Raw genomic sequence first — 12,840 nt, forward strand, 5'->3', positions numbered from 1 at the left:
CAGCCTGAGTTCACAGATAAAACACTCTCCAGGAAAACCGGGGCGGTTCAAACAGTGTCGCGGCAATGGCGTGAAATCGGGCACTATCCACACTTCCACAGACCTTCACACTGCCATCACTGACATCAATATTCACTAATTTGCTATTACTAATAGTTTTCGTGAAGGTGATGGTGTGGCCGGAAAAACAGAAACTAAACTTGAACGGCTCAGTGAAAAGCTTAGTGAGTTGCGGGTCAGCCCCCACCTCCGCCCGGTACGTAAACAGTGCATTCGTCATGGCAACTACCAGTTCGTTAGCCTCGTCCGTATTCTCGATGATTAAATTTTTCATCTGATTCAGAATTTTCTCGCTGCTCTGGAGCAGCAGCAGGGGCCGGGGCAATGTCGCGCCCATGGCGAGGTTGGAGTAGCATGGCGTTAGCATGTAATTCACTCCTTCCCGTTGTTTTTCTTCTGTGATAGAAGGGCTGAAATCATCTATTCCGGGCTGGCGAATGCGTGAGACCAGTGTTGTGACAAAGGCGTTAAACAGATAACAATCAGCATAGCCACAGGCACTCCTCCCATCCTTGCTGACCATAATATTCACGCAATTGTCCCCATTAAAATCCATATGCGTGTTGGTGAAGGTAATGGTGTGGTCGGAAAAACTAAAACTGAACGACTCAGGAATTTGCAGACCACGCGCCCTAGGCATGTCTGGATTATCCGGCAGTTTAGCCATCTGATTTGGCTGCAGTGCGGTCGCCATGACATCCGCCAGTTCGTTAATCTGGTCAGAACTCATCGTGCTACAGTCCGTATTTCTGTGAATTAAATTTATCATCTCCCGCAGATGAGTCCTGCAACTTTCCTGGCTCTGCAGGAGCTGGGACAGTGTCACAGCCGCGTTAATGCGGCATGGTGTTACCATATAATACAATCCTTTTTCTCAGGGGGGTTGATATTCCGGATCGTGCCGTGTTTGCCCACGGCTCCCCCTGGAGAGCTGCAGACCTGTTTATTTAACTCGCACAGCGCCGGGGCCTGTCAGTAAACAGGGAGCATAACCGTCGTGCCATTAAACGCCAGACGGGAGATCATTATTATTTTATTAATACAGATCCGTTGCATTCCGGTCTTTACCGCAGTTTAAAAGAAAAGATAATAGGGACTTAGGCAGTAGAGCAGTCATTGGACAGACCACACTACCCCAAACTAGCAGGGGAGTTTTGATAAAATTTTGATAACCGTTAGCAGGCTAACAAAACACAACGGGCGTGTTATACGCCCGTTACAATATTTAACACATATAGAGATTACATATTCTTGATGATCGCGTCGCCAAACTCTGAACATTTCAGCAGTTTAGCGCCTTCCATCAGACGTTCGAAGTCATAGGTTACAGTCTTGGCGTTGATTGCGCCTTCCATACCTTTAACAATCAGGTCTGCGGCTTCAGTCCAGCCCATATGGCGCAGCATCATCTCAGCGGAGAGGATGATAGAGCCTGGGTTAACTTTGTCCTGACCAGCATACTTCGGCGCAGTACCGTGGGTGGCTTCAAACAGCGCGCATTCGTCACCGATGTTTGCGCCTGGGGCGATACCGATACCGCCAACCTGCGCTGCCAGAGCATCAGAAATGTAGTCACCGTTGAGGTTCATACAGGCGATAACGTCGTATTCAGCCGGACGCAGCAGGATCTGTTGCAGGAATGCGTCAGCAATCACGTCTTTAATGACGATCTCTTTGCCGGTGTTCGGGTTTTTGACTTTCAGCCACGGGCCGCCGTCGATCAGTTCACCGCCAAACTCTTCACGCGCCAGCTGGTAACCCCAGTCTTTAAACGCGCCTTCGGTGAACTTCATGATGTTACCTTTGTGCACCAGGGTCACAGAGTCACGGTCGTTAGCAATTGCGTATTCGATCGCGGCACGAACCAGACGTTTGGTGCCCTCTTCAGAACACGGCTTAATACCGATACCGCAATGTTCCGGGAAGCGAATTTTCTTCACACCCATCTCTTCACGCAGGAATTTAATCACTTTCTCAGCGTCGGCAGAATCAGCTTTCCATTCGATACCCGCATAAATGTCTTCCGAGTTTTCACGGAAGATAACCATATCGGTCAGTTCAGGATGTTTAACCGGGCTTGGGGTGCCCTGATAGTAACGTACCGGACGCAGGCAGATGTAGAGATCCAGTTCCTGGCGCAGAGCTACGTTGAGAGAACGAATACCGCCGCCAACCGGAGTGGTCAGAGGGCCTTTAATGGCAACGCGATATTCACGAATCAGATCAAGGGTTTCAGCAGGCAGCCAGACGTCCTGACCATAAACCTGTGTGGATTTTTCACCGGTGTAAATTTCCATCCAGGAGATTTTACGCTCGCCTTTATAGGCTTTCTCGACTGCAGCGTCGACCACTTTCAGCATGGCTGGGGTTACATCTACACCGATTCCATCACCTTCAATGTAAGGGATAATCGGATTTTCAGGAACGTTGAGTTTGCCGTTTTGCAGGGTGATCTTCTTGCCTTGTGCCGGAACAACTACTTTACTTTCCATTCACCTCTCCTTCGAGCGCTACTGGTTTGCTCGTCTGCCACCACGTTGCATATGCGTTTGCGTCCTGCGATACGGATGCGTTAGAGCAATTTTTTGTTAATGATTTGTAATTGGCTTGTCAATACTACCCTATTGTTTGCCGTCATGAAAGATGCGCGTTATTAGGCTATAATGCGGCAATTCATAATCTCTGAAAATACCATGCAAAAAACTTCTTTTAGACCAAAGACAGTATTTTACCAGCCTTCAAATAAAATATTAAATATCAATTATTTACACCAGATTTTAAGCAATAACAAAACCACCAGAGATAACTAACAGGGTGCTATTTGGTCAAAATTTGACATTACTCGATTCAGCGACTAACTCACTTTGAGCACTATTGGGAAAATTATCAAAAGTCATGGTTGAAGCGACAAGCAACGAGTAAATTATGGCATCCACCCTTTTTGAGGTTCACATGAAACGCTTTGCACTGATAGCTGTGACACTCGTTGCCTTTACTGGTTCTGCTGCAACCGAAGAAATCAACTTCAAGTAACAGAAACACCATATAACAATGGAGTGTTGAAAAATGGATACTACCGAAGAACGCAATGGAACATATTTCTACAGAGGACACCCGAACCTGTCCAAAATAGAACTACTCAACGTCATATTCCTTGAAGAATTCTGTAAGGAATTGGGGATTGATTCGGTATCAGGTGCAGCAATCTTATCTGGTCAACCGTGGCTGGGTACAAGAGCGAAGCCGCAAGGGGCAACCCTGGGAACAAGTGTTGTCTCAAAGTATGCGCGTATACTGATGAGAGATGCACGCATGCCTTTTGGTATTTCTGTTCATACACCAGTGGGTGTAAGGATGCAGAAATCTAATAAGCTTGCTGCAATTATCGCTCGTTGGGTCCCGTGGATTGGTTGGGCTTCACTGTCGATGAGTCTTTACAGGGTTTCGACTCGTACCCAGGAAAAATACAATCTGATTGCCAAACCTCAAGACCGTATTAAGTGGACTTCCTTCTAATGGCGACAACAATCACAGACGAAGTTTTAGCACTGTTCCGTGATGAGATTCCAGGTTATCAGGATGACCACGGGAAGGAAATTCCGTTAGAACTGGACTCTGATTTGTTCGACTATCCACGAGATGATTTAGAGGACGCTATACGGAAATACAAAGAGAGGTTTGGGATTAACCTGGATAATCTGGACTGGTCTTTTTACCTTCCGTGGGAGTCTGCACCATTGCTTCAACGATGGTTCAAACTCAAGCGGGAAGAGGTAGAAACAACACGTTTACCGTTAACTGTACGGATGTTTGCAGAATCAGCAGAAGCGGGAAAATGGCTGTATCAGTAGAATAAAAAAGAAGGCTGCGATGCCCCTCTTATTACTGCTGATGATGGTAGTGGTAAAGCATCATCCTGAACTTGAACAGTGAAGTGCTGTCACCCATCAGTAATACAGAAACACTATTTTTCATACCAGTATTTATTCAATTCATCAATGTAAAATGTGTTCATTGGGCCATATTTATCACCATGCAGCCACACAACCGCTGCTCACTAACCCAGGTATTGATGAAACCGCGCTGAAGAGCCTGAACCCTGAACCTCTAACGAGTACCTTTAAAGTCCAATGCAATCCGACACTGTGCTACCCTCTGCGTATAGCTCTATTTGGAATTTACCATGAAATACTTTAGCGATTCTAAATCTTCTTTTAGAAAAAAACAGGTTAGTCGACTAAACTCGCAACACTCAACTAAGCGAAAACCTGAAAACCAGCCCACGCGTGTGATCCTGTTCAATAAACCCTACGATGTTCTTCCGCAGTTCACCGATGAAGCCGGACGCAAAACATTAAAAGAATTCATCCCGATTCAGGGGGTGTATGCGGCAGGTCGTCTCGACCGCGACAGCGAAGGGTTACTGGTGCTGACCAATAACGGTGCGTTGCAGGCGCGTTTAACCCAGCCGGGTAAACGTACCGGGAAAATCTATTATGTACAGGTAGAAGGTATTCCCACGGAAGACGCCCTTGAAGCCTTGCGTAATGGCGTAACCTTAAATGATGGCCCTACCCTGCCCGCAGGTGCGGAGATGGTTGAGGAGCCGGAATGGTTATGGCCCCGTAATCCGCCAATTCGTGAACGAAAAAGTATTCCCACCAGCTGGCTTAAGATCACCTTATATGAAGGACGAAATCGCCAGGTGCGCCGCATGACCGCCCATGTTGGTTTTCCCACGCTGCGACTGATTCGCTATGCGATGGGTGATTACTCTTTGGATAATCTTGCCATTGGCGAATGGCGAGAAGCGACAGGTTAAGGACGCAAAATGTTTAAACCGCACGTTACCGTTGCCTGCGTGGTGCACGCAGAAGGCAAATTTTTAGTCGTTGAAGAGACGATTAATGGTAAAGCGTTATGGAACCAGCCCGCCGGGCATCTGGAAGCGGATGAAACCTTAGTGGAGGCCGCCGCCCGTGAGCTGTGGGAAGAGACGGGCATCAGCGCGCAACCGCAACATTTTATCCGCATGCATCAGTGGATTGCGCCGGATAAAACGCCGTTTTTGCGCTTCCTGTTTGCCATTGAGCTTGAGCAAATATGTCCAACCCAGCCCCATGACAGCGATATCGACTGCTGCCGTTGGGTCAGCGCCGATGAGATTTTAAAGGCGTCAAATCTGCGCTCGCCGCTGGTGGCGGAAAGTATTCGTTGTTATCAAAGTGGGCAACGCTATCCGCTGGAGATGATTGGCGATTTTAACTGGCCTTTTACAAAGGGTGTCATCTAAAAGGCTGCGTGATAGAATACGCCGCCTTGAAGTTCAATGTCGTGAGTGATCCAATGTCTGAAACCGCAAAAAAAGTAATCGTCGGCATGTCCGGCGGTGTCGATTCCTCCGTTTCTGCCTGGCTGTTGCAACAACAGGGATATCAGGTCGAAGGCCTGTTTATGAAGAACTGGGAAGAAGACGACGGTGAGGAATATTGCACGGCGGCAGCGGATCTGGCTGATGCCCAGGCTGTCTGCGACAAGCTCGGCATTGAACTGCACACCGTTAACTTTGCTGCCGAGTACTGGGACAACGTCTTCGAACTGTTCCTTGCCGAATATAAAGCCGGTCGCACGCCAAACCCGGATATTCTGTGCAACAAAGAGATCAAATTTAAAGCGTTCCTCGAATTTGCCGCCGAAGATTTAGGTGCCGATTATATCGCTACCGGTCATTACGTTCGTCGTGCCGATGTCGATGGCAAAAGCCGCCTGCTGCGTGGTCTGGATAGCAATAAAGACCAGAGCTACTTCCTTTATACGCTCAGCCATGAGCAGATTGCGCAAAGCCTGTTCCCGGTCGGCGAACTGGAAAAGCCGCAGGTGCGCAAGATTGCTGAGGATCTCGGTCTGGTTACCGCGAAGAAAAAAGACTCTACCGGGATCTGCTTTATTGGCGAGCGTAAATTCCGCGAATTCCTGGGCCGTTATCTCCCGGCGCAACCGGGCAAAATCATTACCGTTGACGGCGATGAAATTGGCGAGCACCAGGGGCTGATGTATCACACCCTCGGTCAGCGTAAAGGTCTGGGTATCGGTGGCACCAAAGAAGGCACTGAAGAACCGTGGTATGTGGTCGATAAAGACGTCGAAAACAACATTCTGATTGTTGCGCAGGGCCATGAACACCCGCGTCTGATGTCTGTCGGTCTGATTGCCCAGCAGCTGCACTGGGTCGATCGTGAGCCCTTCACCGGCACTATGCGTTGCACGGTAAAAACCCGCTATCGCCAGACAGACATCCCTTGCACCGTCAAGGCGCTGGACGATGATCGCATTGAAGTGATTTTCGATGAGCCGGTTGCCGCCGTGACGCCGGGCCAGTCTGCCGTTTTCTATAACGGTGAGGTGTGCCTCGGTGGCGGTATTATTGAGCAGCGTCTGCCGCTGCCGGTCTGATTATTATCTTTACTTAAAACAAGGAAGCAGTGAACGTGGCAAAGAATTACTATGACATCACCCTCGCCCTGGCCGGTATTTGTCAGTCGGCACGCCTGGTGCAACAACTCGCTCACCAGGGGCATTGTGATGCCGATGCGCTACACGTCTCACTCAACAGTATTATTGATATGAACCCCAGCTCGACGCTGGCGGTTTTTGGCGGTAGCGAAGCCAACCTGCGCGTCGGGCTGGAAACCTTGCTCGGCGTGCTCAACGCCAGCAGTCGCCAGGGCTTAAACGCTGAGTTAACCCGCTACACCCTTAGCCTGATGGTGCTTGAGCGCAAACTCTCCTCAGCGAAAGGCGCGCTCGACACTCTGGGCAACCGGATCAACGGCCTGCAACGACAGCTCGAACACTTCGATTTACAGTCCGAAACGCTGATGAGCGCGATGGCCGCCATCTATGTTGATGTTATCAGCCCGCTAGGCCCGCGCATTCAGGTCACCGGTTCCCCTGCTGTACTGCAAAGCCCACAGGTGCAGGCGAAAGTCCGCGCCACCCTGCTGGCAGGCATTCGCGCCGCCGTGCTCTGGCACCAGGTCGGCGGCGGACGTCTACAACTGATGTTTTCTCGTAATCGCCTGACCACTCAGGCAAAACAAATTCTTGCTCATTTAACCCCGGAGTTGTGATCTATGGAATTATCCTCACTGACCGCCGTTTCCCCTGTCGATGGACGCTACGGCGATAAAGTCAGCGCGCTGCGCGGGATTTTCAGCGAATATGGTTTGCTGAAATTCCGTGTACAAGTTGAAGTACGTTGGCTGCAAAAACTGGCCGCGCACGCAGCGATCAAGGAAGTTCCTGCTTTTGCTGCCGACGCAATCGGTTACCTTGATGCAATTGTCGCCAGTTTCAGCGAAGAAGATGCAGCACGCATCAAAACCATCGAGCGTACGACTAACCACGACGTTAAAGCGGTTGAGTATTTCCTGAAAGAAAAAGTGGCGGAGATCCCGGAACTGCACGCGGTTTCTGAATTCATCCACTTTGCCTGTACTTCGGAAGATATCAATAACCTCTCCCACGCGTTGATGCTGAAAACCGCGCGTGACGAAGTGATCCTGCCGTACTGGCGTCAACTGATTGATGGCATTAAAGATCTCGCCGTTCAGTATCGCGATATCCCGTTGCTGTCTCGTACCCACGGTCAGCCAGCCACGCCGTCAACCATCGGTAAAGAGATGGCTAACGTCGCCTACCGTATGGAGCGCCAGTACCGCCAGCTTAATCAGGTGGAGATCCTCGGCAAAATCAACGGCGCTGTCGGCAACTATAATGCCCACATCGCGGCTTACCCGGAAGTTGACTGGCATCAGTTCAGCGAAGAGTTCGTCACCTCGCTGGGTATTCAGTGGAACCCGTACACCACCCAGATCGAACCACACGACTATATTGCCGAACTGTTTGATTGCGTTGCGCGTTTCAACACCATTCTGATCGACTTTGACCGTGACGTCTGGGGTTATATCGCCCTTAACCACTTCAAACAGAAAACCATTGCTGGTGAGATTGGTTCTTCCACCATGCCGCATAAAGTTAACCCGATTGACTTCGAAAACTCCGAAGGGAATCTGGGACTTTCCAACGCGGTATTGCAGCACCTGGCAAGCAAACTGCCAGTTTCCCGCTGGCAGCGTGACCTGACCGACTCCACCGTGCTGCGTAACCTCGGCGTGGGTATCGGTTATGCGCTGATTGCGTATCAATCCACCCTGAAAGGCGTGAGCAAACTGGAAGTGAACCGTGACCATCTGCTGGATGAGCTGGATCACAACTGGGAAGTGCTGGCTGAGCCAATCCAGACAGTTATGCGTCGCTATGGCATCGAAAAACCGTACGAAAAGCTGAAAGAGCTGACTCGCGGTAAGCGCGTTGACGCCGAAGGCATGAAGCAATTTATCGACGGTCTGGCACTGCCAGAAGAAGAAAAAGCCCGCCTGAAAGCGATGACGCCGGCAAACTACATTGGCCGCGCCATCACCATGGTTGATGAGCTGAAATAAGCCTCAAATCAGTGCCGGATGGCGATGCTGTCCGGCCTGCTTATTAAGATTATCCGCTTTTTATTTTTTCACTTTACCTCCCCTCCCCGCTGGTTTATTTAATGTTTACCCCCATAACGACATAATCGCGTTACACTATTTTAATAATTAAAACAGGGAGAATGAAAAATGCGCGTACTGGTTGTTGAAGACAATGCGTTGTTACGTCACCATCTTAAAGTTCAGATTCAGGATGCTGGTCATCAGGTCGATGACGCAGAAGATGCCAAAGAAGCCGATTATTATCTCAATGAGCATTTACCGGATATTGCGATTGTCGATCTCGGTTTGCCTGACGAGGACGGTCTGTCACTGATTCGCCGCTGGCGTAGCAATGATGTTTCACTGCCGATTCTGGTATTAACCGCCCGTGAAAGCTGGCAGGACAAAGTCGAAGTATTAAGTGCTGGCGCTGATGATTATGTGACTAAACCGTTTCATATTGAAGAGGTGATGGCGCGAATGCAGGCATTAATGCGGCGTAATAGCGGTCTGGCTTCCCAGGTAATTTCGCTGCCACCGTTTCAGGTTGATCTCTCCCGCCGTGAGTTATCCATTAATGACGAAGTGATCAAACTGACCGCGTTCGAATACACCATTATGGAAACGTTGATACGCAATAATGGCAAAGTGGTCAGCAAAGATTCGTTAATGCTACAACTCTATCCGGATGCGGAGCTGCGGGAAAGCCATACCATTGATGTACTGATGGGACGTCTGCGCAAAAAAATTCAGGCACAATATCCGCAAGAAGTGATTACCACCGTTCGCGGCCAGGGCTATCTGTTCGAATTGCGCTGATGAAAAAATTACTGCGTCTTTTTTTCCCGCTCTCGCTGCGGGTACGTTTTCTATTGGCAACGGCAGCGGTTGTACTGGTGCTTTCGCTTGCCTACGGAATGGTCGCGCTGATCGGTTATAGCGTCAGTTTCGATAAAACTACGTTTCGGCTGTTACGTGGCGAGAGCAATCTGTTCTATACTCTTGCGAAGTGGGAAAACAACAAGTTGCATGTCGAGTTACCCGAAAATATCGACAAGCAAAGCCCCACCATGACGCTAATTTATGATGAGAACGGGCAGCTTTTATGGGCGCAACGTGACGTGCCCTGGCTGATGAAGATGATCCAGCCTGACTGGCTGAAATCGAATGGTTTTCATGAAATTGAAGCGGATGTTAACGACACTAGCCTGTTACTGAGTGGAGATCACTCTATGCAGCAACAGTTGCAGGAAGTGCGGGAAGATGATGACGACGCGGAGATGACCCACTCGGTGGCGGTAAACGTCTATCCGGCAACATCGCGGATGCCAAAGTTAACCATTGTGGTGGTGGATACCATTCCGGTGGAGCTAAAAAGTTCCTATATGGTCTGGAGCTGGTTTATCTATGTGCTCTCAGCCAATCTGCTGTTAGTGATCCCGCTGCTGTGGGTAGCCGCCTGGTGGAGTTTACGTCCCATCGAGGCCCTGGCAAAAGAAGTCCGCGAACTGGAAGAGCATAACCGCGAATTGCTCAATCCAGCCACAACACGAGAACTGACCAGTCTGGTACGAAACCTGAACCGACTGTTAAAAAGTGAACGCGAACGTTACGACAAATACCGCACTACGCTCACCGACCTGACCCATAGTCTGAAAACGCCACTGGCGGTGCTGCAAAGTACGCTGCGTTCTCTGCGTAGTGAGAAGATGAGCGTCAGTGATGCAGAGCCGGTGATGCTGGAGCAAATCAGCCGCATTTCACAGCAAATTGGCTACTACCTGCATCGTGCCAGTATGCGCGGAGGGACATTGCTTAGCCGCGAGCTGCATCCGGTCGCCCCTCTGTTGGACAATCTCACCTCGGCGCTGAACAAAGTGTATCAACGCAAAGGGGTCAATATCTCTCTCGATATTTCACCAGAGATCAGCTTTGTTGGTGAGCAGAACGATTTTGTCGAGGTGATGGGCAATGTGCTGGATAACGCCTGTAAATATTGCCTCGAGTTTGTCGAAATATCTGCAAGGCAAACCGACGATCATCTCTATATTGTGGTCGAGGATGATGGCCCCGGTATTCCATTAAGCAAGCGAGAGGTCATTTTCGACCGTGGTCAACGGGTTGATACTTTACGCCCTGGGCAAGGTGTAGGGCTGGCGGTAGCCCGCGAAATCACCGAGCAATATGAAGGTAAAATCGTCGCCGGAGAGAGCATGCTGGGCGGTGCGCGGATGGAAGTGATTTTTGGCCGCCAGCATTCTGCACCGAAAGATGAATAAATATGTCCATACTTCACGCATTACGTTAAGCATCCGTTATAATCGGTTGCAGATACCAGCCTGTGGATGCTTAACATGGAATACCAACTCACTCTTAACTGGCCCGATTTTCTTGAACGTCACTGGCAGAAACGCCCTGTGGTGTTAAAACGCGGCTTTAATAATTTTATTGACCCGATCTCTCCAGACGAGTTGGCGGGTCTGGCGATGGAAAGCGAAGTCGACAGTCGACTGGTCAGTCACCAGGATGGCAAATGGCAGGTCAGCCACGGTCCATTCGAAAGCTACGATCATCTTGGTGAAACTAACTGGTCATTGTTAGTGCAGGCAGTGAACCACTGGCATGAGCCGACCGCCGCACTGATGCGACCGTTCCGTGAACTGCCGGACTGGCGCATTGATGATTTGATGATCTCTTTTTCCGTACCTGGCGGCGGCGTCGGCCCACATCTCGATCAGTACGACGTGTTTATCATTCAGGGTACCGGACGTCGTCGCTGGCGAGTGGGCGAAAAGCTGCAAATGAAACAGCACTGCCCGCACCCGGATCTGTTACAGGTCGATCCGTTCGAAGCCATCATTGATGAAGAACTGGAGCCTGGCGATATCCTTTATATTCCGCCAGGATTCCCGCATGAAGGCTACGCGCTGGAAAATGCGATGAACTATTCCGTGGGTTTTCGCGCGCCAAATACGCGGGAACTGATTAGCGGATTTGCCGATTATGTGCTGCAACGTGAGCTGGGTGGCAACTACTACAGCGATCCGGATGTCCCACCTCGCGCTCATCCTGCGGACGTTCTACCGCAAGAGATGGATAAACTGCGTGAGATGATGCTTGAATTGATCAACCAGCCGGAACACTTTAAACAGTGGTTTGGGGAGTTTATATCCCAGTCACGCCATGAACTGGATATCGCGCCGCCAGAGCCGCCTTATCAGCCGGATGAAATCTACGATGCGCTGAAACAAGGTGATGTGCTGGTGCGCCTGGGTGGTCTGCGCGTATTGCGCATTGGCGACGACGTGTATGCTAATGGTGAGAAGATCGATTCCCCGCACCGTCCGGCACTGGACGCGCTCGCCAGCAACATTGCGCTAACTGCGGAGAATTTTGGTGATGCGCTGGAAGATCCGTCATTCCTCGCAATGCTCGCGGCGCTGGTCAATAGCGGATACTGGTTCTTCGAAGAGTAAGTTTGGATTTAAGCCGGATGCGGCATCACATGCCGCATCCCTTTTCGCTTACTTCCGTTGCGCCGTCAACTCGGCAATACGGACGATCACCTGCACCGCTTTTTCCATACCTTCCAGAGTCACAAACTCATGCTTACCATGATAGTTGTAACCGCCAGTGAACAGGTTCGGGCACGGTAATCCCATAAACGACAACTGCGCGCCGTCGGTACCGCCGCGGATCGGTTTCAGTTCCGGTTCAATATCGCAGTCACGCATCGCCTGCTGGGCGATATCGAGAATATGCGGATGCTCAACCACTTTCTCGCGCATATTGTAGTAACTGTCTTCAATCACCAGTTCAATGTAGCAATCAGGATGTAACCCTTTGCCCACTTTTTTGGCGATCTCCATCATTTTACGTTTACGCGCTTCAAACTGTTTACGGTCGAAATCACGAATGATGTAGTGCATATCGGCCCGTTCAACGGTGCCTTTCATGCTCGCCAGGTGATAGAAACCTTCATAGCCTTCTGTCATTTCCGGGCTTTCATTTGCCGGAACTTCCGCATGAATACGTGCCGCCAGCGAAAGCGCATTTACCATCACTCCTTTCGCCGTGCCCGGGTGAACATTGTTACCGACAATTTTGATATTGACCGACGCGGCGTTGAAGTTTTCAAACTCCAATTCGCCTACGCCACCACCATCAACGGTGTAAGCCCAGCGGGCATCGAAGGCGTCAACTGAACCGCCCCGGTTTTCCTGGAGAGTGTTTTATCTGTGAACTCAGGCTGCCA

The 12,840-nt window shown here is 50.1% G+C and carries 11 protein-coding genes and 2 pseudogenes; 10 read left to right on the top strand and 3 right to left on the bottom strand.

Annotation, left to right across the window (positions count from 1 at the left end; genetic code table 11):
• Positions 1-52 precede the first annotated feature (52 nt).
• Positions 53-916, bottom strand: a pseudogene (locus tag HEN33_RS22485) (hypothetical protein); the annotation flags it as partial.
• A gap of 385 nt (positions 917-1,301) precedes the next feature.
• The gene (icd, locus tag HEN33_RS22490) at positions 1,302-2,552 is read right to left on the bottom strand and encodes an NADP-dependent isocitrate dehydrogenase (RefSeq protein WP_000444487.1); all 1,251 of its coding nucleotides are present in this window, start codon (positions 2,550-2,552) and stop codon (positions 1,302-1,304) included.
• Between the two features lie 574 nt (positions 2,553-3,126).
• Here icd and HEN33_RS22495 point away from each other — a divergent pair.
• The 10 genes from HEN33_RS22495 (at position 3,127) to roxA (ending at position 12,061) form a co-directional block, all read left to right on the top strand.
• Positions 3,127-3,576: an STM2901 family protein gene (locus HEN33_RS22495; protein ID WP_000381622.1), complete on the top strand. Its 450-nt coding sequence runs from the start codon at positions 3,127-3,129 to the stop codon at positions 3,574-3,576.
• A complete protein-coding gene (locus HEN33_RS22500; RefSeq protein WP_032302882.1) occupies positions 3,576-3,911 on the top strand; it encodes a DUF1493 family protein in 336 nt (111 codons plus the stop codon). The genes HEN33_RS22495 and HEN33_RS22500 overlap by 1 nt, the downstream gene beginning before the upstream one ends.
• 332 nt (positions 3,912-4,243) lie before the next feature.
• Positions 4,244-4,882 (top strand): 23S rRNA pseudouridine(2457) synthase RluE, encoded by a 639-nt coding sequence (rluE, locus tag HEN33_RS22505; RefSeq protein WP_176263399.1) that lies wholly within the window; start codon positions 4,244-4,246, stop codon positions 4,880-4,882.
• 9 nt (positions 4,883-4,891) lie between these two features.
• Complete coding sequence (gene nudJ / locus HEN33_RS22510; RefSeq protein WP_176263400.1) at positions 4,892-5,353, top strand: phosphatase NudJ; 462 nt, start codon at positions 4,892-4,894, stop codon at positions 5,351-5,353.
• Positions 5,354-5,406: 53 nt separating this feature from the next.
• Entirely contained in the window at positions 5,407-6,513 is a 1,107-nt protein-coding gene (gene mnmA / locus HEN33_RS22515; protein WP_001353282.1) for a tRNA 2-thiouridine(34) synthase MnmA, read from the top strand.
• 35 nt (positions 6,514-6,548) lie between these two features.
• Positions 6,549-7,190 (top strand): high frequency lysogenization protein HflD, encoded by a 642-nt coding sequence (gene hflD, locus HEN33_RS22520; protein WP_001297479.1) that lies wholly within the window; start codon positions 6,549-6,551, stop codon positions 7,188-7,190.
• A gap of 3 nt (positions 7,191-7,193) precedes the next feature.
• On the top strand, positions 7,194-8,564 hold the full coding sequence (gene purB, locus HEN33_RS22525; RefSeq protein WP_000423742.1) for an adenylosuccinate lyase: 1,371 nt from the start codon (positions 7,194-7,196) through the stop codon (positions 8,562-8,564).
• Between the two features lie 168 nt (positions 8,565-8,732).
• Positions 8,733-9,404, top strand: coding sequence for a two-component system response regulator PhoP (gene phoP, locus HEN33_RS22530; RefSeq protein ID WP_001265481.1), 672 nt, complete (start codon positions 8,733-8,735; stop codon positions 9,402-9,404).
• Positions 9,404-10,864: a two-component system sensor histidine kinase PhoQ gene (gene phoQ, locus HEN33_RS22535; protein WP_176263401.1), complete on the top strand. Its 1,461-nt coding sequence runs from the start codon at positions 9,404-9,406 to the stop codon at positions 10,862-10,864. The genes phoP and phoQ overlap by 1 nt, the downstream gene beginning before the upstream one ends.
• A 75-nt stretch (positions 10,865-10,939) precedes the next feature.
• Positions 10,940-12,061, top strand: coding sequence for a [50S ribosomal protein L16]-arginine 3-hydroxylase (gene roxA, locus HEN33_RS22540; RefSeq protein ID WP_176263402.1), 1,122 nt, complete (start codon positions 10,940-10,942; stop codon positions 12,059-12,061).
• 48 nt (positions 12,062-12,109) lie between these two features.
• Here the strand turns inward: roxA and pepT are convergent.
• A pseudogene (pepT, locus tag HEN33_RS22545) lies at positions 12,110-12,787 on the bottom strand (peptidase T); the annotation flags it as partial.
• Between the last annotated feature and the right edge of the window lie 53 nt (positions 12,788-12,840).

It is taken from the genome of Escherichia sp. 94.0001, assembly GCF_013369155.2.
Lineage (GTDB): Bacteria > Pseudomonadota > Gammaproteobacteria > Enterobacterales > Enterobacteriaceae > Escherichia > Escherichia coli_F.

Coding starts and splice junctions, on each gene's coding strand:
- purB (WP_000423742.1), top strand. CDS start 7,194: ATGGAATTATCCTCACTGACCGCCGTTTCCCCTGTCGATGGACGCTAC.
- HEN33_RS22495 (WP_000381622.1), top strand. CDS start 3,127: ATGGATACTACCGAAGAACGCAATGGAACATATTTCTACAGAGGACAC.
- phoQ (WP_176263401.1), top strand. CDS start 9,404: ATGAAAAAATTACTGCGTCTTTTTTTCCCGCTCTCGCTGCGGGTACGT.
- icd (WP_000444487.1), bottom strand. CDS start 2,552: ATGGAAAGTAAAGTAGTTGTTCCGGCACAAGGCAAGAAGATCACCCTG.
- nudJ (WP_176263400.1), top strand. CDS start 4,892: ATGTTTAAACCGCACGTTACCGTTGCCTGCGTGGTGCACGCAGAAGGC.
- HEN33_RS22500 (WP_032302882.1), top strand. CDS start 3,576: ATGGCGACAACAATCACAGACGAAGTTTTAGCACTGTTCCGTGATGAG.
- mnmA (WP_001353282.1), top strand. CDS start 5,407: ATGTCTGAAACCGCAAAAAAAGTAATCGTCGGCATGTCCGGCGGTGTC.
- rluE (WP_176263399.1), top strand. CDS start 4,244: ATGAAATACTTTAGCGATTCTAAATCTTCTTTTAGAAAAAAACAGGTT.
- phoP (WP_001265481.1), top strand. CDS start 8,733: ATGCGCGTACTGGTTGTTGAAGACAATGCGTTGTTACGTCACCATCTT.
- roxA (WP_176263402.1), top strand. CDS start 10,940: ATGGAATACCAACTCACTCTTAACTGGCCCGATTTTCTTGAACGTCAC.